We start from the raw sequence: 22,897 nt of genomic DNA, 5'->3' as shown, positions 1-22,897 counted from the left end.
GTCCACAGTTCTACTTCCGTACAACTGACGTAACTGGTAACATCGAGCTACCAGAAGGCGTAGAAATGGTAATGCCAGGTGATAACATCAAGATGACTGTTGAACTAATCGCTCCAATCGCGATGGACGAAGGTCTACGTTTCGCAATCCGCGAAGGTGGCCGTACAGTTGGTGCTGGTGTTGTTGCTAAGATCTTCGACTAATTCTTCGGAATTAATTGAAATCTTGCACACTTCTTCTTTTATGAAGAACGCGCATTAGAGAAAGGGAAGCTTCGGCTTCCCTTTTTCGTTTTTGGTTATAAGGATTAGTTCGTTTTTATCTCTGTAACTCACTGAAAATCCTCCTTCATTTTTTCACGCTTATTTCTCTGCTGTTTAAGCCCTTGAAACTCTCCACCTCGCGCTAGATAGATATAACAAAATGTTCTGATTATTCCCTTAATACAACTAGTAACGATAACGATTCTTGTTTATATTCTATCGCAATTGTAGTTAGTGGAAGTGTTTTTATGTTTGTCTGTCTTTGTCATGGAGTTTCAGATAAGAAAATTAGGAAGTTAGCCATTGATGAAGGCGTTACTGATATTAAAGGAATAAAAAAATGCACTGCGCTTGGTAGTCAATGCGGAAAGTGCATCAAGATGACCAAAGAAATTTTAGCTGAAACAGAGTACTTACAAGTGAAACAAGCCAGCTAACACCAAGCTGAGCCTTTTTGACACCTTCTCATTTGGAACTAGATTTAAAAGAGCCAAAGAGGAGGGCTTATGTCATGAAAGGCGATCCAATTATAATCCAACATCTCAATAAAGTACTCGGCAACGAGCTTATCGCTATCAATCAATATTTCCTACATGCTCGTATGTATAAAGACTGGGGGCTTAAGCATTTAGCTGAGAAGGAATACCACGAATCTATTGATGAAATGAAGCATGCCGATCACTTGGTCGAGCGTATCTTATTTCTTGAAGGGCTTCCTAACTTGCAAGACCTCGGTAAGTTAATGATCGGAGAAGACGCCAAAGAGATGCTTGAGTGCGACTTAAAGCTAGAGATGGCCGCTATCCCAGATCTTAAAAATGCCATCGCTTACGCAGAAGATATTCATGATTATGTTTCTCGCGACTTGTTTCAAGATATCCTGGAAGATGAAGAAGAGCATGTCGATTGGCTTGAAACTCAACTTGGCCTGATTGAGATGACAGGTATTCAAAATTATCTACAAGCGCAGTATGTAGATGAGGATGACGACTGATTAGATTACTGAAAGTATAAAAAATCCCTGAGCCAGTCAGGGATTTTTTATTGCGGTTAGGTGAATAATATCAAGCCCCAAGTAATCGCAACTAAGCATAAGGCGACAAACACTGCGGCGGAACCAATATCTTTTGCGCGTCCACTCAACTCGTGATACTCAGAGCCGATGCGGTCTACAACTGCTTCTATCGCAGAATTAAGCAATTCCACCAAAATGACGATAAACAGAGTCGCGATCATCAGCACTTGTTCAAGTTTGGTCACGGGAAGGAAAAAGGTAATGAAGGTCAATACAACGAGCAAGACAGATTCCTGTCGAAAAGCGGCCTCATTGCGCCACGCAGAGGCTAGTCCCTTCATTGAGTAACCTGTGGCATCAATAATACGCTTGATTCCAGTGGTTCCGGGTTTCATTGTTCTTCCTCACTCGCTTTAATGGTACAAGCTGCAAATATGTCTAGCGCAGGTTGGTGCTCGATGGTGTCGATATCCATCAGACCCAGTATAGTTGGAAGAAGTTATCATGAGAGTGCATTTCATTCGACACTTTTTACATGCATTGTTTGTCTCGCAGGTGTTTCGCTGTTCATGCGTATCTTCATTTCTCTCATCAGCAATCAAGATGTCGTACCAAATGTAATTTGTCGCCATTATCCACATTGCCATAGAAGAGTGGGCTAGGACCTTTAGATTGGAAAGATAAATCAGCTTGCGTCTTTTTCTCTTGCTTAAACTGCTTTCTTTCTGTACTATTCGTGCTCCTTAAAACTCGGTCAATTATCTTTAGTTCCTTGCTTCCTCTGGACGACCGGGCCATTTGTGGAAGCTGAATAATCCGTAAGGAGCAACCAATGCGTCATTACGAAATCGTATTCATGGTGCACCCAGATCAAAGCGAGCAAGTTGCTGGCATGATCGAGCGTTACACTGGTTCAATCACTGAAGCTGGCGGTACTATCCACCGTCTAGAAGACTGGGGCCGCCGTCAACTGGCATACCCAATCAACAAGCTTCACAAAGCTCACTACGTTCTAATGAACGTTGAAGCTGACCAAGCTGTAATCGATGAGCTAGAAACTGCTTTCCGTTTCAACGATGCAGTTCTACGTAACATGATCATGCGTACTAAAGCGGCTATCACTGAGCAATCTATCATGCTTAAGCAGAAAGAAGAGCGTGCTCCTCGTCGCGAAGAGCGTGCTGAAGCTAAGCCAGAAGCAGCTGCTGAGTAATTTGTCTTATGACCAATCGAATGGAGCTATCTGGCACCATTGCCAAGCCGCCCATTCGTAGTAAAAGCCCAAGTGGCATTGAACACTGTCGATTTTGGTTGGAGCATCGCTCTACTGTTATCGAGGCTGACCTACCGAGACAAGTCTATTGTCGTATGCCGGTAGTCGTTAGCGGGCAAAGGTCACAAGCATTAACTCAGAATTTAGTACAAGGCAGTAGCATTAAGGTAGGTGGTTTTGTCACTTACCAGACCGGCCGAAATGGTGTGGGAAAATTAGTGCTTCATGCTGACAACATTACTCAAATTTAAGATCAGGAGATAGCCCATGGCTCGTTTCTTCCGTCGTCGTAAATTCTGCCGTTTCACTGCAGAAGGCGTACAAGAGATTGATTACAAAGACGTAGCAACTCTTAAAAACTACATCACTGAAGCTGGTAAAATCGTACCTAGCCGTATCACTGGTACAAGCGCTAAGTACCAACGTCAGCTAGCTCGCGCTATCAAGCGTTCACGCTACCTAGCACTACTTCCGTACACTGACAAGCATCAGTAATCGGCTCGTTTTATAAAGAGGAATTAAACAATGCAAGTTATTCTACTTGATAAAATCGGTAAACTAGGTGCTCTAGGTGAAACTGTAAACGTTAAATCTGGCTACGCTCGTAACTTCCTTATCCCTCAAGGTAAAGCAGTTATGGCGACTAAAGCTAACGTTGAAATGTTCGAAGCACGCCGTGCTGAACTAGAAGCTAAAGCTGCTGAGCAACTAGCTGCTGCAGAAGCACGCGCAGAGAAGATCAACGCTCTTGAAGCTGTTGTTCTTGCGTCTAAAGCTGGTGATGAAGGTAAACTGTTCGGTTCAATCGGTACTCGCGACATCGCTGATGCAATCACTGCAGCTGGCGTTGAAGTTGTTAAGAGCGAAGTTCGTCTTCCAGAAGGCGCACTACGTAACATTGGTGAGTTCGAGATTAGCGTTCAACTTCACTCTGAAGTTTTCGCAACAGTTACTCTACAAGTTGTTGCTGCTGAGTAATTCAGTATCAAGACGTAATTTTAAAAGCACCTCTCGAGGTGCTTTTTTTATATCCGCAGAATGGCGGTGAATCACTATCCATCGGTTATCCGTCGATTGCAACTCGGATTTATTAGAAGGCAAACAACAGGTTAACAGAAAACATACTGTCTGCTTTATAGAGCCCTTCCGGTACTTTATCGTGGTATTGGCGAGAGTAAGCTAGCTTAAGTGCGATAGTTTCTGTGATGTTGTTGGTCACATCTAAATCGGTATCTGTACGGGTGTTGCTTCGACCTGCTACTACGGTGATTGCTGCGGTGATGGCCAAGTTATCCAAAGCTTGCCATTTTGAATTCAAATTTCCGCGAAATATCCCTTCTTGAACGATATCAGGAAAGATAATCTCATCGTCATCAATTTCATCAAGGTTAGGTTCTTGGTAACGAAAGCCCGGGCCAAATTCGAATTCAAGTAGAAAGGTTTCCGTATTGGCGAACTGATAACCTAGACCACCCGATAAGGTGTAATCTTTGAAGTATGCGCTGTAGCGGGAATCAACACCTTTAAAGCTACCGTACAGATAGGATTTCGGTCCTAACTTGTAGTCGCTTTGCGCGGTATAGGTCGATTGACGCTTATCCTCTTCGCCATCTTTATATAAAAGGTAGTATTTCCACTCGCCATTGGTACGATGGCGGCCTTTTATATACTCAGCGTTGATGCGTGAGTTCAGTGAGCGTGAGTCTGAGTTTCCGCTGTGTGATTGGTAGCCGAACTCAACCTCGCTACTCCAAGGGGGGGGGAGGTCAATATCCGTGGTGTTTTGTCCATCATCTTCGGCGTAGACGAGCATGGAGCTCATTAAACCTGCACTCATTAGCCAAAATTTAGACACTCACTACCTCTGTATTGATGAAACGAATGGGCCAATAGTAGATTCAAATTGATCGAATCCCGTCAACAAGAGGTTAATTCTACATTAGAACTCGACAAAGTAATGCATTACTACAGACAAGAGCTTCATTCTCGTTATAATTAGCGATCTATAGCAAGTTGTTGAGCAAAACCATGGCCGAAGCGAAAGTAGATAATCGATATAAAAAGTTTAACGATGCACAAGTTGATGCGATAAAAGTTCCTCCCCATTCGTTAGAGGCAGAACAGTCTGTAATTGGCGGTCTTCTTCTTGATAACGAGCGTTGGGATACCGTCGCAGAACGTGTTGTCGCTAAAGATTTCTACAGTCGCCCACATCGCCTAATCTTCGAGGGTGTTAAGCTTATTCTTGAAGACAATAAGCCGCTCGACCTTATCACTTTGTCAGAGTTTCTTGAGCTACGCGAGCAACTGGAGGATGTCGGTGGTTTTGCTTACCTTGCCGATCTGGTCAAGAACACACCAAGTGCGGCTAACATCAATGCTTATGCAGATATTGTTGCCGAGCGCGCATTGGTGCGTGATCTAATTGGAGTTGCCAATGAGATTGCAGATGCGGGTTATGACCCTCAAGGTCGTGGTTCAGAAGACTTGCTCGATCTTGCTGAAAGTAAGGTATTCGCGATTGCAGAATCGCGAACAAACGAGAGTGAAGGTCCACAAAACGTTGACAACATTCTTGAAAAAACCCTTGAACGGATCGAGCTCTTGTATAAGACCCCACAAGATGGTGTAACAGGGGTTAATACGGGCTTTACTGATCTCAACAAGAAAACCGCAGGTCTCCAAGGCTCAGACTTAATCATCGTGGCGGCGCGTCCATCGATGGGTAAAACTACGTTCGCAATGAACCTGTGTGAAAACGCCGCCATGGACCAAGAAAAGCCAGTGTTGATCTTCTCGCTAGAGATGCCTGCCGAACAGTTGATGATGCGTATGTTGGCCTCACTGTCTCGCGTCGATCAAACCAAGATTCGTACTGGTCAACTTGACGATGAGGATTGGGCGCGTATTTCTTCTACTATGGGTATCCTGATGCAGAAGAAAAACATGTACATTGATGACAGCTCAGGTCTAACTCCAACGGAATTACGCTCTCGTGCACGTCGTGTGGCTCGTGACTCTGGTGGTTTAAGTATGATCATGGTCGACTACCTGCAGTTAATGCGCGTACCAGGTTTACAAGACAACCGTACCTTAGAGATCTCTGAGATTTCACGTTCATTAAAGGCGTTAGCCAAAGAGTTGAATGTGCCAGTCGTGGCGCTTTCACAGCTAAACCGTTCCCTAGAGCAACGTGCCGATAAACGACCAATCAACTCAGATTTGCGTGAATCGGGCGCAATCGAGCAGGATGCTGACTTGATCATGTTTATCTATCGTGACGAGGTGTACAACCCAGATAGCTCGATGAAAGGCACGGCAGAAATCATTTTGGGTAAGCAGCGTAACGGCCCTATCGGTTCTGTTCGCTTAACATTCCAAGGCCAGTGGTCACGTTTTGATAACTATGCTGGCCCTGCATTTGATATGGATGATGAATAACGCATGAGCTATATGAAAGCAGCGACGGCGTTTATCAATCTAGAAGCGTTAAAGCATAATCTAACACAGATTAAACAGCAGGCTCCGAACAGCAAAGTGATGGCGGTAGTGAAGGCTAACAGCTATGGTCATGGGCTGCGCCATATCGCTAAAAATGCCCAAGGTGCCGATGCATTTGGTGTTGCGCGTATTGAAGAAGCGCTACAGTTACGAGCTTGTGGCGTAGTTAAGCCGATCTTATTGTTAGAAGGTTTTTACTCTTCCGGCGACTTACCCGTATTGGTGACAAATAACATCCAAACCGTTGTTCACTGTGAAGAGCAGTTGTTAGCGCTTGAACAAGCAGAGCTTGAAACTCCGGTTGTAGTTTGGCTTAAAATCGACAGTGGGATGCACCGCTTAGGTGTTCGCCCAGAGCAATACCCTGAATTTGTTGCTCGACTTAAAGCGTGTCGCAATGTAGCTAAACCGTTGCGTTATATGAGCCATTTCGGTTGTGCTGATGAGTTAGACAAGACCACTACCAATGAACAGACTGAACTCTTTATGACCTTAACTGAAGGGTGTGAAGGAGAGCGTTCACTGGCCGCTTCTGCGGGGTTACTTGCTTGGCCTAATAGTCAGTTAGATTGGGTTCGTCCTGGCATCATTATGTACGGAGTGTCGCCGTTTAATGATAGAAATGCCGAACAAATGGGTTATCAACCTGTTATGACGCTTAAATCTCACTTAATTGCGGTACGTGATGTTAAAGCCGGTGAAAGTGTTGGCTACGGTGGAATCTGGACTAGTCAGCGTGACACTAAGGTTGGTGTGATCGCAATTGGTTATGGCGATGGCTACCCAAGAACGGCACCCAACGGAACACCGGTCTTGGTTAATGGTCGTAAAGTGCCAATTGCAGGTCGAGTCTCTATGGATATGCTGACGGTTGACTTAGGTGCCAACGCCGAAGATAAAGTCGGTGATGAAGCCATCTTATGGGGCAAAGCGCTTCCCGCAGAAGAAGTTGCTTACCATATTGGCACTATTGCCTATGAGTTAGTCACCAAGCTGACATCACGTGTCGACATGGAATATTCTAACTAGCCATGTTTAAAAAAGTCATTGTAGGGCTGGCCTTAAGCGCCAGCCTTTTGGTCTCTAATCTCGCGTTAAGTGAAGAGAAGGATTCGGTTTTCTTACCCTTTTACTTTAGTACTGAAACGTTAGGTAATACGCTTGGTGTCGCTGGCGTTATGAAAGGGGTTGGTCAACCACAAGCGGCGTTGTTTGGTGCAGCGCTTTACACTGACAAGCAAAGCTATGTGACTTTCCTTTCCGCTTTTAACTACGCACTGACTGATCAGCTGTTAGTGAGTTCTCAGCTCTACAAAGCGCAGTTTAACGAAAACCCCTATTATATCGGTGATCAGGGCAACAACGACTCAGTGGCGAGTGATAAGACGATTACTAACGGCTTAGAGCAAAACTATGAAGTAGAGTTTAAGTACTTATTGCCTTGGGGTAATGTTGCACAAAATGGTTTGCTTGGTGCCTTCCTGGCAATACGCGATGTGAGCTTTTCCTCCCCGTTCGAGTCTGGTGTGAGTTCAATCAGTCTTACGCCATTCTATTCTTCCCGCCGATTGGACATCAACAACAGCACTGAGAAATCGACAGGGTTTGAATTGGTTCTAGATTGGGACAATCGTGATAGTGTGCGTAACCCAACCAGAGGTTCACACACGGCTCTTACTACTACAGTTGGCGCAGAAAGCTGGCAAAATGAAGAGCTTTGGACCAAGGTTGAGTTTCAAAATAGTCAGTATTTTGCACTCGGGCCTCTGGGTGAGCTGTTTGATCAACAAGTGCTAGCGTTTGATTTTTACACTGCCGATACTCCCAACTGGAACAACGAAAAACCACCAGAACAAGAGCAAGTTAGCCTAGGTGGTTTGTATCGTTTACGAGGCTACTCCAGTGGGCGATTCCATGGACGAAGCGCGGTGCATTACTCTGCTGAGTATCGAGTTATTCCAGATTGGCAACCTCTTGATGACATTCCATTGATCAATTACTACGACTTACCATGGTGGCAATGGGTCTTTTTTGCTGAAACGGGTCGAGTTGCAGACCAATATGATCTCAAGACATTGCATACTGACATGAAATGGAACTTAGGTGCTGCGGTACGTTTTCAAGTTGAAGGGATCGTGGTACGTGCCGAGTTTGCTCAAGGAGCAGATGAGGGGACATTTCGAGTGATGATTAATCAGCCATTTTAAAGCCTACAATAAACGGAGCTATTGGCTCCGTTTTACGTTTCACTAAAAAAGTTCACCCTGGATGGTTGCCACGATCGTGCGACTGCCGCCGGAATGGCGATGCTCTCCCAAGTAAATACCTTGCCATGTCCCTAGAGCGAGTCGGCCCTGACTAATCGGAATCATCACACTAGCACCTAACGTCGATGCCTTGATATGGGCGGGCATATCATCATCCCCTTCATAAGTGTGCTTATAATATGGCGCTCGCTCTGGAACGAACTGATTGAAGTGCTTTTCCATATCATGTCTTACAGTTGGGTCAGCGTTTTCATTGATAGTTAAGCTTGCCGATGTATGCTGAATAAATAGCTGTAATAAACCGACAGAATAATCTAAGACTTGTGGTAATTGTTGTTCAATTTCATCGGAAATAAGGTGAAATCCACGGCTCTTAGCGCTGATTTGAAAGGTTTTCTGGGTCCACATATCGGTACCTGCTTACAATTTGAACTTAAGCTACCATTAAGCTTACTCGAGGTTAGTGATACAATCCTAATCGCTCATAGGACGCTTGTTTAATTTTGAAGCAGGGAACGTGACCTAACTCAATGTGAGTGAGAGTTCCCTACGTCATAATGTCCGCTTGAAAAAAAATTACAAAGTCTTGTTTTGTGGCATTTTGCCCTAACATACCTAATATAATTAATTTGCTTAATCGGGGATTCCACCAGTTTTCGCTAGGCTGTATGGAATAAAACCTACTGTAACATCGGGATAGTAACCATGTTGAAAAATATCAATCCAACGCAAACACAAGCTTGGAACGCGCTAACCGCGCACTTCGAATCTGCACAAGATATGGATCTAAAAGATCTATTCGCTCAAGATGCAGCACGTTTTGACAAATTCTCTACGCGTTTCGGCAACGACATTCTTGTTGATTACTCGAAAAACCTAATCAACGAAGAGACAATGAAGCACTTGTTCGCGTTAGCAAACGAGACTGAGCTTAAAGCGGCAATCGAAGCGATGTTCAGTGGTGAAGCGATCAACCAAACAGAAGGTCGAGCAGTCCTTCACACAGCACTTCGTAATCGTAGCAACAAACCAGTTATGGTGGGTGGCGAAGACGTAATGCCTGCGGTAAATGCAGTGCTAGAAAAAATGAAATCATTCACTGAGCGTGTTATCGGCGGTGAGTGGAAAGGCTACACAGGTAAAGCGATTACTGACGTAGTCAACATCGGTATCGGTGGTTCGGACCTAGGACCTTACATGGTGACTGAAGCGCTAGCGCCATACTCAAACCATCTAAATCTGTACTTCGTTTCTAACGTTGATGGCACCCACATCGTAGAGACTCTGAAGAAAGTAAACCCAGAAACAACGCTATTTTTAGTTGCTTCTAAGACGTTTACTACGCAAGAAACCATGACCAATGCACACAGTGCTCGTGACTGGTTCCTTGAGTCTGCAGGTGATGAAGCGCACGTAGCTAAGCATTTTGCTGCACTTTCAACTAATGCTCCAGCAGTGTCTGAATTTGGTATCGATACAGAAAACATGTTTGAGTTCTGGGACTGGGTTGGCGGTCGTTACTCGCTATGGTCTGCAATCGGCCTATCTATTGCACTAGCCGTTGGTTACGACAACTTTATTGAGCTGCTGGACGGTGCCCATGAAATGGATAACCACTTCGCATCAACCGAGCTAGAGAGCAATATTCCAGTGATTCTTGCGCTAGTTGGCTTGTGGTATAACAACTTCCACGGCGCTGAATCTGAATCGATTCTACCGTACGATCAGTACATGCACCGTTTTGCCGCTTACTTCCAGCAAGGTAATATGGAATCAAATGGTAAGTATGTTGACCGTGATGGCAACCCCGTGACATACCAAACTGGGCCAATCATCTGGGGTGAACCAGGTACTAACGGTCAGCACGCGTTCTACCAACTAATTCACCAAGGCACTAAGCTGATCCCATGCGACTTCATTGCGCCTGCTCTAAGCCACAACCCAGCAGGCGATCACCACCAGAAGCTAATGTCTAACTTCTTTGCTCAAACAGAAGCTCTTGCGTTTGGTAAAGATGAAGCGACAGTAAAAGCTGAGTTTGCCAAAGCAGGTAAGAGCGAAGAAGAAGCGGCGACGCTAGCTCCATTTAAAGTGTTTGAAGGTAACCGCCCAACGAACTCAATTCTAGTTAAGCAAATCACACCGCGTACATTAGGCAACCTAATTGCAATGTACGAACACAAAATCTTTGTGCAGGGTGTTATTTGGAACATCTTCAGCTTTGACCAGTGGGGTGTGGAGCTAGGTAAACAACTAGCAAACCAAATTCTGCCTGAGCTTGCGGATGAGTCTGCAATCAGCTCGCACGATAGCTCGACTAATGGTCTGATTAACGCATTTAAAGCGTTCAAAGCCTAATAGCCGTCATACTTGAAGCGGCAGCGTTGTTGACTGTGTAAGTTCACCCAAATCGAATAGAGCCCCTATGCTCATTGGGCTGAACTTACTTGTCGCCTAGCTGCCACTCCAATTATTTAGGCTATCCAAATCTTATGACGCCAACCTTAGGGTTGGCGCTTTTTTTTGGAAAGCGAGAACGGGCTGCGCCCTTCGAGAGGTGTATTCTAGTAGTAACGTGAGTAGGTTTTGGTGCATGGAATGTTGACAGAAAATGTTCCTAGGCAGAGATAATCATCCCGTTTCCCGTTTCCCGTTTCCCGTTTCCCGTTTCCCGTTTCCCGTTTCCCGTTTTCCCTAAACCGTCGTATCCACACTTGGCTGAGCGTCTGTGCTGGCGGTAAACTTTTGGCTCAGCAGTGCGACCATTTGATCGTAATATTGCATGTTGGGTTTATTGCCGAGTAGTTTACACAGCTCGTTACCAGTTGGGCTGAAGCGGTAATAAAGCAATCGCACACCTTTCGCGTGGGCTTGGAGTGATAGCTTCTTACCTTGATAAGTTAGTGGTAATGGAGAATCGAGTTCTATCTCTCCTGACTCTAGTTCTGTGCCATGCATTAGCCCTAATTCAAATAACACCAACAAACTAGAGTAGGGTAGTTGGAAGTTGCCGACGTTGATGTTGCCTGTGACATTACGCTTGCCGAAACTAAATATCCCTCCTTGTGCACGATAACCGACCAGTAACTTGCGGCTGTTATCGCCACCAAAACTACAGGCTAAAGAGGCTGAGCGTTGCAAGATTTGCGCTTCTTTTGGTGTCATATCTTGCAGCACTTTCAGTGCTTTCATCGAGGTTGAGCCGGGATTGGTCACTTCGCGTTTTAGAACCTGAGCCCACAAACGCTGCATGGAATGGTTATGAACTTCTTGCGCCATATCGAAGAAGCGATACAGCCAATCTTGGTCGGGGTCGCCAGCGGTTTCATCTTTGCAAGAAATATGGGCAAGCTTCAGAATTTGTTCAAGATTCTTTTGTCGTCGTTCTTTGCGTTTTCGCTCGCGGACTAAAGCTCGCTCAAGCGCACTTTTCTCAGGCTTATCGGTTTGCAGCAGTGCATCTAACCCATAGGTTTGGGCAATGTTAAGCACGCGGCTAGCGCTATCTTTGATGTAGCTCGACTTTTTTTCGTGTCGACCAGTTTGTTCCGATTGGTGTTCAATAACTACCGGTTTGCTCGTCTCAGACATGCTATTTCCTTAGCCATCATATGCTTAACGTTTAATTATTAACTTTACCTCGGAACGCATAAGCCTGCCAGAAAAAGACTGTGAGCCAGTTTATAAAAATATCGCTATCATAAATGATAACAAGTTGTTAAAATTGTTATCGTTAATTTTGAGGGGCTTATGAAGTATTTCAATGAGAATAAACTGAAAAAGCACCTGTCAATTGCTCTATTGCTACTAGTTTACCTAGCTGTACTAGGCTATCTTTCTAGCTATTTGTCCTAATCAAGGCAATTAACAGGCTGCTTATTTTGTTAACAATTAGTAGTCATCATACTCGGCGATTTCTGTGCCTTGTAGGACGTAGCCTGTTTGTGCCAATTCATGACTGACAGTTTCTGTTTTCAGTGTCCCAATCACATAGACAACATCCCAAAGCTCTTGCACGGGCGCCCCTTTAGGGAATTTGACGTAGATAATCTGATTCGGTGGTGGTGGTGGTACGTGGATACAGGCACCAAAATAGGGCACAAGCAGGAATTCTGTGACCATATTGGCGTCGCCTTCTAACGGTATTACAAACCCAGGGATCTTGACCTTACTGCCGTTCAGCTCTTGCCTCACACTACCGACCATCGATTGTTCCATGCTCGTGCCTGAATGGTCTATCGCCGGCATACCATATGAGTCGAACTGATTACGTTCACTTTCTGGGATCAGATCGATCCATTCTAGGGTGAGCGTATCTTCTGCGTTTACGCTGTAGCTCGATAGACCAAATACCATCATAGCCAGTAGCAACATGCCTAATTTTTTCATAACTTAAACTCTAATTGTCATACCATCGCTTAGCGACTGTCGATAAGCTCTAAATGCAGGGATGAAGCCGATAATAGTACCTGCCACTTGTACTGCAGCCAACAGCATCCATTCATAGTGAGATAAAGCGCTCATCTGCAGATTAATTCCATAGCTCTGTTGAATGAGAGGTGCAGCGACCGAGAGTACGAGATATAGACCAACAGTGCCGACGAGTAATCCGATAAAGGTCAATACACTTGCTTCCAAAATCAGCAAACTGAAAACGTGTCTTGGCCTTGCCCCCATCGCACGAAGAATTGCCATTTCGCGGCGACGTTCTTGCAGGCTAGTTAACAAGCTGGAAAGCATCCCGAGTAATCCCGCGATAACCACGAAGACTGAAACCGCCAATAAAGCCTGTTCGGCAACAGACATCATGCCCCATAGTTCGTGCAGCGCGACGCCGGGCAGAATGGCACTGAGAGGTTCCTGCGGGTAAGTGTTGATTTGTCGTTGCAAAGCAAAGGTTTGTATTTTGGATTTTAAACCGAGTAGCATCGCAGTGATCTGCTTGGGTTGGAAGTTCATCGCTGCAAGTTGCTCTGCCGTTGGATTGTTACCTAAGTTAGCGCCAGACTCCCAACCAACATGAATGGCTTCAATCGCCTCTAACGAGACGTGGACAGTTTTATCGACGGGAGTCCCTGTAGGAGCTAGGATGCCGACTACTCGAAATGGGGTATTTTCATGACGGCTAAAGCCCACATCACTAATACCATGAGCAATGACCATTTCACTGCCAATAGTGTAATTTAGAGAGCGCGCAACCTCGGCGCCGATGACCGCATCAAACAAACCGTTGAACTCATGCCCTTGGCTAAAAGATAGGTTTTGTTTTTGTCCGTAGCGGTAATGCTCAAAGTAGCTATGATTGGTGCCCATAACGCGAAAGCCTTGATGGGAATCGCCGAGTGAAATTGGAATTGCCCAGTCTACGGCGCGATGCTGGCTAAATTCCTGATAGCTTTTCCAGTCAATGTTGTTGGTCGCGTTGCCGATGCGAAATACGGAATAAAGTAATAAGTTCACTTGGCCTGAGCGTCCGCCAACAATTAAGTCGGTACCTGAAATAGTGTTGGCAAAACTGTCTTTTGCCTGAGTTCGAATCCGCTCGACACCAAGTAACAAAATAACAGAAACAGCTACGGTTAGGATGGTTAGAATCGCGGTCACTCTGCGGTTACGAACGCTTTTCCAAGCTAAGGTAAGGGTTGGTGTCATAGGTCACCTCCTGCTTGGTTGACTTGTTGCAGGTTGATTGTGCGATCAAATAGTGGTTCTAATGTTGGATCGTGACTAACAAATAATAAGGTTGAACCGGCTTGGTTAACTTGGTCGAGCAGCAATTCGATAAACGCCGTGCGGTTGTCAAAATCAAGCGATGAAGTTGGTTCATCCGCGATAATAACTTTCGGCTTACCAATCAGTGCGCGAGCTGCCGCTACCCGTTGCTGCTGGCCAATACTTAGCTCGACAACGGGTTTATCAAGTAACCCTGAGGGAAGACGTAGTTTGTCCAATAGTTGCTTGGCATTGGAAACTAACTCTCCATTTATTTGTTGGCGACGTAACGAGGAAAACTGACAAGGTAAGGTAACATTTTCAATCACGCTCAGATAAGGCAATAAGTTAAATTGTTGAAAGATGTAGCCGATATGGTTGGCTCGAAACTTATCACGTTGACTGCCTGACATCTCCGAGAGGTTTTCTCCCAGCACAGTCACTTGTCCAGAGGTTGCAGTATTGATGCCTGTAAGGAGCCCCAGTAGTGTCGATTTTCCACAACCACTTGGTCCTTTAATAAATAGGTGTTCGCCACGTTGAATGGTGAGGGAAGGTATCTCTAGTGTGGGATTGTCATTACCAGGCCAAGTAAAAGTCACCTGATTGAGCTCAACCACAGATTGATGGCATTTATTATCCATTGTTCGTATCCAATCGTAACAGAGAAGCGGCTTAGCATGACCAAGCCGCTTTTTACATTAAAGAGAAATCTCAGAGTCACCTTTACTAAGCTCAAGCGCGGCTTGCTTAGTGTCAGTTAACACGTTGATTTTCAGAGACTCAGTATTTGGAAAGTGTGAGAACCATTGAGTTTCAATACCATTTAATGCACTAATGTCGTTACAGTCGAAGTGATATTCAACCGTGAATTCACCATGACCACTATGTTTATCGTGGTCGTCATGATGGTCATGACCTTTATGATCATCGTGGTTATGATGTTCGTCATGGTCATCATGATGGTCGTGGTCGCCATGACCCTTATGATCATCGTGATTGTCACTACCTAGAGTATGACTCACTGATTGATGTTCGATTTTACAACCTGCTGCTTTAGCTAAAGTGAAGATATTCGAAGCTTGTTCAAGCTTTGCGACAGCGTCCTCTAGCTGATGTTTTTGCTCATCTGTTTTTGGCGCGTGTTCAAAACCGACAACGTCCGCACCCGGAGCCGTGATCTCCATAAGTAGCTCTTTGCCGTCTTGAGCAATGTTGATTTCAACTTGGCCGTGAACATGTGCTCCATGTTGGCGGTAGCCTTCTTCAGCATGTGCTAATCCACTAACAGCAAGTGTGATTCCTAGAGCGATTGGAGTAACGTTTTTCATTTTAAGTCCTGATTTTTCATTGAGTAATGCAAAGGTCTCCATTTGGTTTGGAGACAGTATATCTTTGTAAATAAATAGAATCAGGATAGTGGCGGTGAGCGTGCTAGGTATGCAAACGTAACGACCTCGTTGAAGCCGTATTCGCTAGATACTTCGAACTGATCACCAATTGTGGGCGGTGCTACAGTTGGTGTGTGATTGCTGACACCATGTAAACCACTCGCAAACAGTTGGCAGTGGTGATCTTGATGGTGGGTTGAAGAAAGTTCGTACTGATGATCAATAAACGCAAAATTGAGCCATAGCACAAGAGCGATTGCAGATAGAGCAAGCGCATTGATGCGATAGGTAGTTAGGCGACATTGAAGCACGATGAAAACACAATACAAAAAGTGGAGTTGTTATACTATAACAACTCCACTTCAAAGGGGAAACTAAACCCGATGCGTTTAGAGGTTTTCTTTTACTAGTGTAAGTACTTGTTGAATTTCACCTTCGTTGAGAGCGCCTTCTTTGACAAACAATACCTTACCTTGTTTGTCTTGGACGATAATGGCCGATGACTCTTCTGCCAATGCCCAAGTGTTGGCAACGGCTCCCTCTTCATCAAGTACCATAGAAGACCAAGGGAACTCTTTCTTGCTGTCTTGTGCCGATGATTTTACAAACGACCCTGTTCCCCAAATCGCGTCATCTTGGTTGATAATTGAGGTCGTCTGGTAGCTTTGTTCTGGGAATTTAGCCGCGGTAATTGCCGCCATTAACGGGGCATTGAGTTCTTTTGAACTGCTGCGCCCAGCAATCGCTTGAATGACACGAACCTTACCTTGCATATCTTGGCTAGACCAAGCCTGAAAAGCCGTATCGTCTCCGCTTAAGACAATTTCGCCATAGCTTTTGACGCTGACTTCGGGAATCGACTGTCCTACAGAGATGTTGTGCGCCAAGGCGATAGCGGGAGAGCATGCGATTGCGAGAGTAAGAAGGGTTTTATTTTTCATTATGTTATTTCCTTTTGAAAGTGCGCAAAAAGTATATACCCAAATTTATTGCTCGTGGAAAAATCTCTTTTAGAGCACTGGTCTGATGTCACACTGTTAACAAAATGCTATACATTAAATACGCATCCGATATAATACCTACAAGTTCTAAGGAGTAGGACTAAGCAATCAGTTCGAATTGCATCACACAAGGATATTGGAGTCGTTATGCTGCGTGAATTTACTATTTATCGCCCTCGTCAAGTTGCTCGTTTTGTTAAAACTTTGTTTAAAGGACAGTTTGTTATCTCTGGGGTAGGCAAGTTTACCTTTGACAACGGCAAGGTGTTGCTACCTGATGTGAAAGACTCGCAAAAGCTGACAACGTATAAAGAGATCAATCAAGCTATTGCTTTGTTGCCAGTCTAAATATTGGTTCTCTTCCAAATTACGAATTATTGAAAAGTCGCCTCGTTGGCGGCTTTTGTCGTTTATAGCCGCTATGCCATTGCCAACCCTTCCGCTTACTTGCCGTTTCTTTGCTTCAATGAGTAAAACTTTCACGCCAACAGGTTGAATTTACGACTATATTGTTAATAGGCAATTCTGTGCTTATTAATAATAAACGACAATCAAACGTGACTAGTGGCTATGGATCCTCTTTTTATTTTGTTATGTACGCTACTTGTGCTCTTGATGCAGGTTGGTTTTCTGTTTCTAGAGGCAGGTACGGTACGTAAAAAAAACACAGCAAATGTGGCAGCCAAAAACCTTATCGATTTAGCGGTTGTACTGATCCTTTATTGGTTAGTTGGCTACGGTGTCATGTTTGGCGAGTCAATGGGGGGGTATCTAGGTACTAGCCATTTTTTACTTGGTCATTTTGATGGTTTAGATGAGGGAGCTTTCTTTGTCTTTCAAATGGTATTTTGTGCGACATCGGTGACGATCATTTCAGGGGCAATTGCAGAGAGAGGCAGCTTAAAAGGCTATATCGCATTGTCTGTATTTGTAGCTGTCGCCATGTATCCAATCGTTGGGCATTGGGTGTGGTCGGATAATGGCTGGTTAGCACGACGTGGTTTTGTCGATTTTGCAGGCTCAACAGTGGTCCATTCGGTTGGTGGCTGGGCCGCTTTGGCTGCGATCATGATTATTGGGCCTAGGCTGAATCGGTTTGTCAAAGGTCATAATTTTAATCACAGCAGCTTAGTACAGAGTGTCGCAGGGGTGGTTTTTCTATGGATAGGCTGGCTAGGTTTTAATGCGGGGAGCTCTCTGCATTTCGACAGTAACGTGTTTAACATTGTCCTCAATACCATTCTTGCGGGTGCAGCGGGTGGTCTTACATCAGCAATGTACTCCTTACATAAAACCAACAGAGTCCATATTCCCAACTTCTACAATGGAATCCTTTCTGGACTTGTCTCAATCACAGCGAGCTGTAACTTTGTTGATGGCCTATCATCGGTGATCATTGGCTCACTAGGTGCTTTGATTTCACTGTCGGTAGGTAGGTTGTTAGTGAATAAAAAGATCGATGACGTAGTGGACGCAGTGCCTGTTCACTTAGCGAGTGGAGTATGGGGCACAATAGCCGTAGCCTTGTTTGTCCCTCAGCAAGTAATCACAGATACCTTGATGATGAGCAATAGAATGGAACTGCTATGGGGACAAATCTTTGGTGTGACTGTCATTGCTGTTTTTGTTTTTCCCTGCTGTTACCTTGTCTTTTTATTGATAAACAAAGTGATCCCTCTTCGCGTTGGCCATGAAGAGGAAATCGTCGGACTTAATATCTCATCCCATGAAGCGAGTAGTGATCTCTATGATTTGGTCACCGTGATGCAAAACCAAGAAGAGAGCGGGGACTTTAGCCAGCGAGTAAACTATGACCCTACTTCAGAAATAGGCATGATTGCCCGTCAATATAATCGAGTCCTGTCTCGTTTTGAGACGGCATTAGTTAAAGCGACTCAAAAGCATAGTGCGCTATTGCAAACCAATCAAAGACTGAAGTCGATGGAGTCGCGGGTGCAAAAAAGTGAAAAGCTCTCAAGTCTAGGTCAGATAAGTTCAGGTTTAGTGAGAGAGATCAACGAACCTATCGGCTATGTACTGAGCAATATCAAAACACTTAAAGATTACAATAAGTTCTTTAAACTGTTAGTGACCGAGTATAAAGCGTTTGCTGCAATGGTTTCTCAGCACCCAGTGGTCGCCAATGAGGTGCTGCAGCGCATTGACAAAATTTGTGAAGAGGAAGATCTGGAGTTTGTGCTAGAAGACAGTGAAGAGCTGATTAACGCAACATCAGATGGCGCGAGCAAAATAGAGAAGATTCTTTCCAATGTACGCACGTTTTCTGAGTTCGGAGATGAAAAGTTTGAGCTTAAAGATATTAACGTTTTGGTTTCATCAGCGGTAGAAAGAATTGCCTCAACCTTGCCACTTAGCTGTAAATTATTGGAGTCTTATGAAGCTGAGTTACCGATGGTTTCTTGCAGTCCTCATCAAATAGAACAGCTGTGCGTCAACTTACTTTCTAACTCTATACAGGCGATAGGGGAAGAACGCGGAGCGATCAAGGTGACGACAAGTAACGAAGCTAATAATGTTGTAGTGGCGATCATTGATAGTGGTGTTGGTATTCAGCAGGAGAACCAATCTAAAGTGTTCGACCCATTTTTTACCACACTTGGCTCACAAGGGCACGCAGGGCTAGGTTTATCAATCTGCTATGGAATCGCGACCAATCACGGTGGTTCATTAACCTTACTAAGTAAACAGGCAAAAGGAACCAAAGTATCTTTGCGTCTGCCAATGCCCCTTGATGAATAATGAAGGAGAGGATACATGCCAGATAGAGAACAGAGGAGGCTATTGGTTGTTGATGATGAAGTTCAGATCACCAAATCTCTGAGTCGTTTGCTGAGGAAGGAGTATGAAGTTGTAACTTTTAATAGCCCCCTTGAAGCTTTGGTCTACTTAGGTGACAACGAAGTGGCAATTATTATGTCTGACATGCGCATGCCGGGTATGGGGGGCGCCCGGTTTTTAAGTGAATCTATTTTAATTCAGCCTCATGCGATACGGATTGCATTCTCCGGTGGGGTTGATTACCGTACTTTAGTCAGTGCTATTAACGAGGGTAAGATTCACCATGTTATTGCCAAACCTTGGGACACTGAAGATTTGAAAGTGCTGTTAAGTCAGATGGCCACTCAGTACCAAATGAACATTGGCCTCAAGCAGCACGCTCATAAACTAGAGCAGGAAAATAGCGCTTATAGCGAACAAAACAGTCAGCTATTAGCTTCATCCACGCAAGCGCAGACGCAGCTCGCTGAACTCAAACAGCAACATGATCTTTTGTTACATCGCTACCAAACCTTTTCTCAGGATTTGTCGAATGTACTGTTAGCTGCTGCGATTGCCCAATCTTGGTATCAACAATGTGATATCGATAGAGTGGCCAATCACGCTAAACAGTTAGCCGTATACTTGGGCGTATCACCACGAGTTGCTGAGCGAGTATATCGCTGTGCATTGTTGCACCCGATCGGGCTCGTATTCTCTAGTGGTAATGAAATACCAGATAACTTTGCTAATCACCATCTTAGCCCTTGCTGTTTTGGCTCCTTGGCCTACGAGACATTGAGCGATAGTGACCTCCTGAAAGATGTGGTTATGGGCATTCGGCATCAAGATGAAAACTTGAATGGCACGGGCTATCCAATGCATCTCAAACAACAGGACATCCCCCTGACTGCTAAGATTGTTCGCGTAGTCAAAGACTATGACTACTTGACCGTTACTCATGTTGATCCAGCAAAGCGAAGTTCACCAATGCAAGCTGCCGAGAAATTACAGGAACTCGCAGAAGTACACTATGATCCCGCTATCTTGAAAGCCTATCTAAAAATGGTGTCTGAAAAACGCCAAAACAGCGATAACTCTATGGAATACTCCGTCCCTTTACGAGAACTTAGGGTTGGGGATGAGATTAAAAGGGATGTACGCCTAACCAATGGCCAAGTTCTGATAAAACGTGGCAGCATTCTGAATGGTGACATGCTGCAACGTTTGATTGGCTTAGAAAAGCAAAATAAGCGCCATTTTGCCTATGTGGTTTAATCGCACAAACTGACGCTAGTCATGGCTTTCGATAAATAACTGACACCCAGCACTACACTCCGCATTTGCATACGGGTTATTTAATTGCTGATTATGCAATAAGCTTTTGCACATATAGCCATGCGCTGACTAGTTAGCATCATACTTATTTAAGTATTGCTTGGTACTCATCCTCCCATTGAGGGGCATTCCAATGGGCTTGGAATACGGTATACGTAATATGCTTACGCATAAGTTGAGTCGTATCATTCGTAATACTCTCATCAGAGGCTTGCTTGAATGGTTCAAAGTTAAGCTCTTGAACTGTTTTACCACTCTCAGCCAGCTTAAAGAAGTAGTTGTAGTCTGGTTGCTCTTCATTCGCGACATACTCGATACCCTTTAACTCACTCTTCGGATAGGGAGGGTAGTTAATACTCAGTCCAGTACCTTTAGGTAATAGTTCATTACCTGCTTTGTGTTGTTTATTTAGTTTGTCGACAACTTCTAAAGTATGCTTAACCGCTGCTGGAATGTATTCAAAAGAGCTTGGGAAACCATCATTCGCCTCCTCTAAGCGAAATCCCATCGATACAGCTAAAGCTGGAATGCCATGTCGCACTGCGCGAGCAGCAGCGGAGACTGTTCCAGAGTTAAACTGATTGACGCCTACATTCGGTCCGTCATTGACTCCAGAGATGACAAGGTCGGGCTTTTGATCTGCCATTAAGGCTGTTAAACCAAACAGCACTGAGTCTACAGGGGTACCGTCAAAACAATACTGTTTGTCCGCGATCTTCTCATAGTTAAGCTGCTTACCAATTTTGAATGTTACTGCTGTTCCCATTCCACTTTGGTTATTGAGTGGCCCAGAAAGCCAAACATCGTAACCTTGTTTATTGAGAGCATTGAACAAGGCTTGGCTGCCCTCGCTTTTACAACCATCATCACTGACTACCAAGATTCGTAGTGGCTCAGGCGTATTGGCTAGTGTTGCCATTGGAGTCAAGGAACATGCGGTTAGAGCAAATAGTGCTGAGTATTTCATAAGATATCCTTGTCGATTAAAGCAGGTTAAATTTGTAATCAAGCATAAAGGTGCCACCGATGGTTGGTGCTCTTCTCCAGCTACCATTTTCGATGACTGGATTCATGGCTCCATCCATAGCGTAGGAATAACCAGGGCCAACACCCAGCATGGCACTCAGGCCTTTAACGGATGAGAACTTATACATAGCAAGCAGATCTAGGCTAGCTTCGTCAATTTCTTGCCCTTGATATTCCATGCCGAAACCGTAGGTGAGGCGACTGCCAAGCTTCAAACCAGGAACACCTGCGGCACTCATGTCATACATTGCCTGCATCGCAATCATATGCTCGCCATCTTTGTTAAAGTCAGTCCCGGTTCCATCTGCTCGGCTATTAAAATTACCGTCGGTGTTCTTACCTAAATCCCAGTAGAACATGCCCAGACCATTTTCTCGCTTGGCATCTGTATATGCGTAACTGGCCCCGACAATCCAGCTAGAAAATTGATAATCTAAATTTAGGTTGTAGTGGTATGCTTCGTCGTCGAATGGAATTCCTTCCCAGTTTTCTAGACCTTTGTTTTGATACCAGTAACCACTGACTGTCAGAGATTCTTTCTCACCAATAGGTGTTTGCCATTTCACCTCAACGCCATTGCGTCGCAAGTAATCTTGGCTCTGACCACTAAAAGCTAAAATTGAGTTTTTTTTGCCCCAGCGGTAGCTGATATCGCCGGTGATAATATCATCAATAGCCTTTCCGCTTAGAGTAGTAAAACGTTCTTTGAGTGGTGAGTCTCTATCAGAGAAGCGATCAGTATAAGCCCCGCGTAATAACAAACCTTTGTAACCAAACTCGCCGCTAACACTTTGGTAGCTGCTCGTTACTGCACGACTGCGTGAAATCGTGATGGCACCAAGCTTGTGGAGTTGACGCCAACCTACATATCCACGAGCAAACGCTTCTTCATTTTGCCATTGCAGCTTAGTGTAGATTTGAGTCATTTTATTGAAGCTTTCTGCGTTACCGTTGTTATCTCGTAATAGGTTACGGCCTTGAAAGTGGTCGTTGGCACCAAGCTTAATTGCGCCACCATAACTGGCGTCAAAGCCAATGAAGTCAGCTAAGTAGCCAGATTGATAGTCAATCGCTATACCTTGTGCCCAAGCAAATTGATCTTTGTCGTCCTTGGTATCTTGGTCTAAATACATGGCGATATTTCGCGTTGATAGATCCAATTTACTATCTTCTAACAAGTCAGCAGTGCTTAAAAAAGGTATTGAAGACAAACTAGAAAATAATAATATATTTGTAGTGGTAGGTAAGAGTTTCATATATTTCCTTTATATCTTTATAACTCAGTTTTTATATTAATAATTTTATCTCTTATATCCTTGGTAGATATTGATG

At 44.5% G+C, this 22,897-nt stretch carries 25 protein-coding genes and 1 pseudogene; 14 read left to right on the top strand and 12 right to left on the bottom strand.

All coding sequences use genetic code 11. The annotated features are described in order from the left end of the window. The 3 genes and pseudogenes from tuf to bfr all read left to right on the top strand — a co-directional run. Positions 1-203: pseudogene (tuf, locus tag ZX61_RS09760) on the top strand (elongation factor Tu); the annotation flags it as partial. Between the two features lie 308 nt (positions 204-511). After that, positions 512-700, top strand: a complete 189-nt coding sequence (locus tag ZX61_RS09755; protein ID WP_049844446.1) for a (2Fe-2S)-binding protein — start codon at positions 512-514, stop codon at positions 698-700. Between the two features lie 74 nt (positions 701-774). Beyond that, positions 775-1,257 carry a bacterioferritin gene (gene bfr / locus ZX61_RS09750; protein ID WP_049844445.1) on the top strand — a complete coding sequence of 161 codons (483 nt, stop codon included), beginning with the start codon at positions 775-777 and terminating at the stop codon, positions 1,255-1,257. 56 nt (positions 1,258-1,313) lie between these two features. Here bfr and ZX61_RS09745 read toward each other — a convergent pair whose 3' ends face one another. Beyond that, positions 1,314-1,673: a diacylglycerol kinase gene (locus tag ZX61_RS09745; RefSeq protein ID WP_049844444.1), complete on the bottom strand. Its 360-nt coding sequence runs from the start codon at positions 1,671-1,673 to the stop codon at positions 1,314-1,316. A 437-nt stretch (positions 1,674-2,110) separates the two neighbouring features. Here ZX61_RS09745 and rpsF point away from each other — a divergent pair, with 437 nt between their 5' ends. The 4 genes from rpsF to rplI are packed head-to-tail and all read left to right on the top strand — an operon-like array spanning position 2,111 to position 3,529. After that, positions 2,111-2,491 (top strand): 30S ribosomal protein S6, encoded by a 381-nt coding sequence (rpsF, locus tag ZX61_RS09740; RefSeq protein WP_004747103.1) that lies wholly within the window; start codon positions 2,111-2,113, stop codon positions 2,489-2,491. An 8-nt stretch (positions 2,492-2,499) separates the two neighbouring features. Beyond that, positions 2,500-2,802 carry a primosomal replication protein N gene (priB, locus tag ZX61_RS09735; protein WP_049844443.1) on the top strand — a complete coding sequence of 101 codons (303 nt, stop codon included), beginning with the start codon at positions 2,500-2,502 and terminating at the stop codon, positions 2,800-2,802. A gap of 16 nt (positions 2,803-2,818) precedes the next feature. Then, a complete protein-coding gene (gene rpsR / locus ZX61_RS09730; protein WP_000090472.1) occupies positions 2,819-3,046 on the top strand; it encodes a 30S ribosomal protein S18 in 228 nt (75 codons plus the stop codon). 30 nt (positions 3,047-3,076) lie between these two features. After that, positions 3,077-3,529: a 50S ribosomal protein L9 gene (gene rplI, locus ZX61_RS09725; protein WP_049844442.1), complete on the top strand. Its 453-nt coding sequence runs from the start codon at positions 3,077-3,079 to the stop codon at positions 3,527-3,529. A gap of 112 nt (positions 3,530-3,641) precedes the next feature. On the opposite strand, the gene ZX61_RS09720 is transcribed toward rplI, so the two are convergent. Then, positions 3,642-4,406 (bottom strand): DUF481 domain-containing protein, encoded by a 765-nt coding sequence (locus ZX61_RS09720; protein WP_200904233.1) that lies wholly within the window; start codon positions 4,404-4,406, stop codon positions 3,642-3,644. 173 nt (positions 4,407-4,579) lie between these two features. Between ZX61_RS09720 and ZX61_RS09715 the strand changes: the two genes are divergently transcribed. The 3 genes from ZX61_RS09715 to ZX61_RS09705 are packed head-to-tail and all read left to right on the top strand — an operon-like array spanning position 4,580 to position 8,259. Next, on the top strand, positions 4,580-5,992 hold the full coding sequence (locus tag ZX61_RS09715) for a replicative DNA helicase (protein ID WP_049844440.1): 1,413 nt from the start codon (positions 4,580-4,582) through the stop codon (positions 5,990-5,992). Between the two features lie 3 nt (positions 5,993-5,995). Beyond that, positions 5,996-7,081 carry an alanine racemase gene (gene alr, locus ZX61_RS09710; RefSeq protein ID WP_200904232.1) on the top strand — a complete coding sequence of 362 codons (1,086 nt, stop codon included), beginning with the start codon at positions 5,996-5,998 and terminating at the stop codon, positions 7,079-7,081. Positions 7,082-7,083: 2 nt separating this feature from the next. After that, positions 7,084-8,259, top strand: a complete 1,176-nt coding sequence (locus ZX61_RS09705) for a BamA/TamA family outer membrane protein (protein WP_049844439.1) — start codon at positions 7,084-7,086, stop codon at positions 8,257-8,259. Positions 8,260-8,301: 42 nt separating this feature from the next. Here ZX61_RS09705 and ZX61_RS09700 read toward each other — a convergent pair whose 3' ends face one another. Next, the gene (locus ZX61_RS09700) at positions 8,302-8,727 is read right to left on the bottom strand and encodes a secondary thiamine-phosphate synthase enzyme YjbQ (RefSeq protein ID WP_049844438.1); all 426 of its coding nucleotides are present in this window, start codon (positions 8,725-8,727) and stop codon (positions 8,302-8,304) included. Positions 8,728-9,024: 297 nt separating this feature from the next. Here ZX61_RS09700 and pgi point away from each other — a divergent pair, with 297 nt between their 5' ends. Beyond that, complete coding sequence (gene pgi, locus ZX61_RS09695; protein ID WP_049844437.1) at positions 9,025-10,677, top strand: glucose-6-phosphate isomerase; 1,653 nt, start codon at positions 9,025-9,027, stop codon at positions 10,675-10,677. Between the two features lie 336 nt (positions 10,678-11,013). Here pgi and ZX61_RS09690 read toward each other — a convergent pair whose 3' ends face one another. From ZX61_RS09690 to ZX61_RS09660, 7 genes are all read right to left on the bottom strand, one after another. Beyond that, entirely contained in the window at positions 11,014-11,910 is an 897-nt protein-coding gene (locus tag ZX61_RS09690) for a TIGR03899 family protein (RefSeq protein ID WP_049844436.1), read from the bottom strand. Positions 11,911-12,210: 300 nt separating this feature from the next. Further along, complete coding sequence (locus tag ZX61_RS09685; RefSeq protein WP_443083318.1) at positions 12,211-12,678, bottom strand: DUF3299 domain-containing protein; 468 nt, start codon at positions 12,676-12,678, stop codon at positions 12,211-12,213. A gap of 33 nt (positions 12,679-12,711) precedes the next feature. Further along, entirely contained in the window at positions 12,712-13,971 is a 1,260-nt protein-coding gene (locus tag ZX61_RS09680; RefSeq protein ID WP_049844434.1) for an ABC transporter permease, read from the bottom strand. Then, positions 13,968-14,675, bottom strand: a complete 708-nt coding sequence (locus tag ZX61_RS09675) for an ABC transporter ATP-binding protein (protein WP_049844433.1) — start codon at positions 14,673-14,675, stop codon at positions 13,968-13,970. Before ZX61_RS09675 ends, ZX61_RS09680 begins: the two co-directional genes overlap by 4 nt. A 57-nt stretch (positions 14,676-14,732) precedes the next feature. After that, positions 14,733-15,362, bottom strand: a complete 630-nt coding sequence (gene zrgA, locus ZX61_RS09670) for a zinc uptake protein ZrgA (protein WP_049844450.1) — start codon at positions 15,360-15,362, stop codon at positions 14,733-14,735. 80 nt (positions 15,363-15,442) lie between these two features. Next, entirely contained in the window at positions 15,443-15,733 is a 291-nt protein-coding gene (locus ZX61_RS09665; protein ID WP_049844432.1) for a DUF2607 family protein, read from the bottom strand. A gap of 78 nt (positions 15,734-15,811) precedes the next feature. Next, on the bottom strand, positions 15,812-16,363 hold the full coding sequence (locus ZX61_RS09660) for a YtfJ family protein (RefSeq protein ID WP_049844431.1): 552 nt from the start codon (positions 16,361-16,363) through the stop codon (positions 15,812-15,814). A 207-nt stretch (positions 16,364-16,570) separates the two neighbouring features. Here ZX61_RS09660 and ZX61_RS09655 point away from each other — a divergent pair, with 207 nt between their 5' ends. The 3 genes from ZX61_RS09655 (at position 16,571) to ZX61_RS09645 (ending at position 20,479) form a co-directional block, all read left to right on the top strand. After that, complete coding sequence (locus ZX61_RS09655) at positions 16,571-16,771, top strand: DUF1107 family protein (protein ID WP_049844430.1); 201 nt, start codon at positions 16,571-16,573, stop codon at positions 16,769-16,771. 222 nt (positions 16,772-16,993) lie between these two features. Beyond that, positions 16,994-19,183: an ammonium transporter gene (amt, locus tag ZX61_RS09650; RefSeq protein ID WP_049844429.1), complete on the top strand. Its 2,190-nt coding sequence runs from the start codon at positions 16,994-16,996 to the stop codon at positions 19,181-19,183. Positions 19,184-19,198: 15 nt separating this feature from the next. Then, positions 19,199-20,479 carry an HD domain-containing phosphohydrolase gene (locus ZX61_RS09645; protein ID WP_049844428.1) on the top strand — a complete coding sequence of 427 codons (1,281 nt, stop codon included), beginning with the start codon at positions 19,199-19,201 and terminating at the stop codon, positions 20,477-20,479. A gap of 145 nt (positions 20,480-20,624) precedes the next feature. Here ZX61_RS09645 and surE read toward each other — a convergent pair whose 3' ends face one another. Both surE and ZX61_RS09635 read right to left on the bottom strand, forming a co-directional pair. Then, the gene (gene surE / locus ZX61_RS09640; RefSeq protein WP_049844427.1) at positions 20,625-21,506 is read right to left on the bottom strand and encodes a 5'/3'-nucleotidase SurE; all 882 of its coding nucleotides are present in this window, start codon (positions 21,504-21,506) and stop codon (positions 20,625-20,627) included. Positions 21,507-21,522: 16 nt separating this feature from the next. Beyond that, positions 21,523-22,821, bottom strand: coding sequence for an OprD family outer membrane porin (locus ZX61_RS09635; protein WP_049844426.1), 1,299 nt, complete (start codon positions 22,819-22,821; stop codon positions 21,523-21,525). Between the last annotated feature and the right edge of the window lie 76 nt (positions 22,822-22,897).

The organism is Vibrio sp. VPAP30 (assembly GCF_001188205.1).
Lineage (GTDB): Bacteria > Pseudomonadota > Gammaproteobacteria > Enterobacterales > Vibrionaceae > Vibrio > Vibrio bivalvicida.
Note: the sequence above shows the minus strand (reverse complement) of the source record. Positions and strands in the feature narration are given on the sequence as shown.

Excerpts from the sequence above, each read along its gene's own strand:
- ZX61_RS09755 (WP_049844446.1), top strand. The coding sequence starts at position 512 with ATGTTTGTCTGTCTTTGTCATGGAGTTTCAGATAAGAAAATTAGGAAG.
- bfr (WP_049844445.1), top strand. The coding sequence starts at position 775 with ATGAAAGGCGATCCAATTATAATCCAACATCTCAATAAAGTACTCGGC.
- ZX61_RS09745 (WP_049844444.1), bottom strand. The coding sequence starts at position 1,673 with ATGAAACCCGGAACCACTGGAATCAAGCGTATTATTGATGCCACAGGT.
- rpsF (WP_004747103.1), top strand. The coding sequence starts at position 2,111 with ATGCGTCATTACGAAATCGTATTCATGGTGCACCCAGATCAAAGCGAG.
- priB (WP_049844443.1), top strand. The coding sequence starts at position 2,500 with ATGACCAATCGAATGGAGCTATCTGGCACCATTGCCAAGCCGCCCATT.
- rpsR (WP_000090472.1), top strand. The coding sequence starts at position 2,819 with ATGGCTCGTTTCTTCCGTCGTCGTAAATTCTGCCGTTTCACTGCAGAA.
- rplI (WP_049844442.1), top strand. The coding sequence starts at position 3,077 with ATGCAAGTTATTCTACTTGATAAAATCGGTAAACTAGGTGCTCTAGGT.
- ZX61_RS09715 (WP_049844440.1), top strand. The coding sequence starts at position 4,580 with ATGGCCGAAGCGAAAGTAGATAATCGATATAAAAAGTTTAACGATGCA.
- alr (WP_200904232.1), top strand. The coding sequence starts at position 5,996 with ATGAGCTATATGAAAGCAGCGACGGCGTTTATCAATCTAGAAGCGTTA.
- ZX61_RS09705 (WP_049844439.1), top strand. The coding sequence starts at position 7,084 with ATGTTTAAAAAAGTCATTGTAGGGCTGGCCTTAAGCGCCAGCCTTTTG.
- ZX61_RS09700 (WP_049844438.1), bottom strand. The coding sequence starts at position 8,727 with ATGTGGACCCAGAAAACCTTTCAAATCAGCGCTAAGAGCCGTGGATTT.
- pgi (WP_049844437.1), top strand. The coding sequence starts at position 9,025 with ATGTTGAAAAATATCAATCCAACGCAAACACAAGCTTGGAACGCGCTA.
- ZX61_RS09690 (WP_049844436.1), bottom strand. The coding sequence starts at position 11,910 with ATGTCTGAGACGAGCAAACCGGTAGTTATTGAACACCAATCGGAACAA.
- ZX61_RS09685 (WP_443083318.1), bottom strand. The coding sequence starts at position 12,678 with ATGATGGTATTTGGTCTATCGAGCTACAGCGTAAACGCAGAAGATACG.
- ZX61_RS09680 (WP_049844434.1), bottom strand. The coding sequence starts at position 13,971 with ATGACACCAACCCTTACCTTAGCTTGGAAAAGCGTTCGTAACCGCAGA.
- ZX61_RS09675 (WP_049844433.1), bottom strand. The coding sequence starts at position 14,675 with ATGGATAATAAATGCCATCAATCTGTGGTTGAGCTCAATCAGGTGACT.
- zrgA (WP_049844450.1), bottom strand. The coding sequence starts at position 15,362 with ATGAAAAACGTTACTCCAATCGCTCTAGGAATCACACTTGCTGTTAGT.
- ZX61_RS09660 (WP_049844431.1), bottom strand. The coding sequence starts at position 16,363 with ATGAAAAATAAAACCCTTCTTACTCTCGCAATCGCATGCTCTCCCGCT.
- ZX61_RS09655 (WP_049844430.1), top strand. The coding sequence starts at position 16,571 with ATGCTGCGTGAATTTACTATTTATCGCCCTCGTCAAGTTGCTCGTTTT.
- amt (WP_049844429.1), top strand. The coding sequence starts at position 16,994 with ATGGATCCTCTTTTTATTTTGTTATGTACGCTACTTGTGCTCTTGATG.
- ZX61_RS09645 (WP_049844428.1), top strand. The coding sequence starts at position 19,199 with ATGCCAGATAGAGAACAGAGGAGGCTATTGGTTGTTGATGATGAAGTT.
- surE (WP_049844427.1), bottom strand. The coding sequence starts at position 21,506 with ATGAAATACTCAGCACTATTTGCTCTAACCGCATGTTCCTTGACTCCA.
- ZX61_RS09635 (WP_049844426.1), bottom strand. The coding sequence starts at position 22,821 with ATGAAACTCTTACCTACCACTACAAATATATTATTATTTTCTAGTTTG.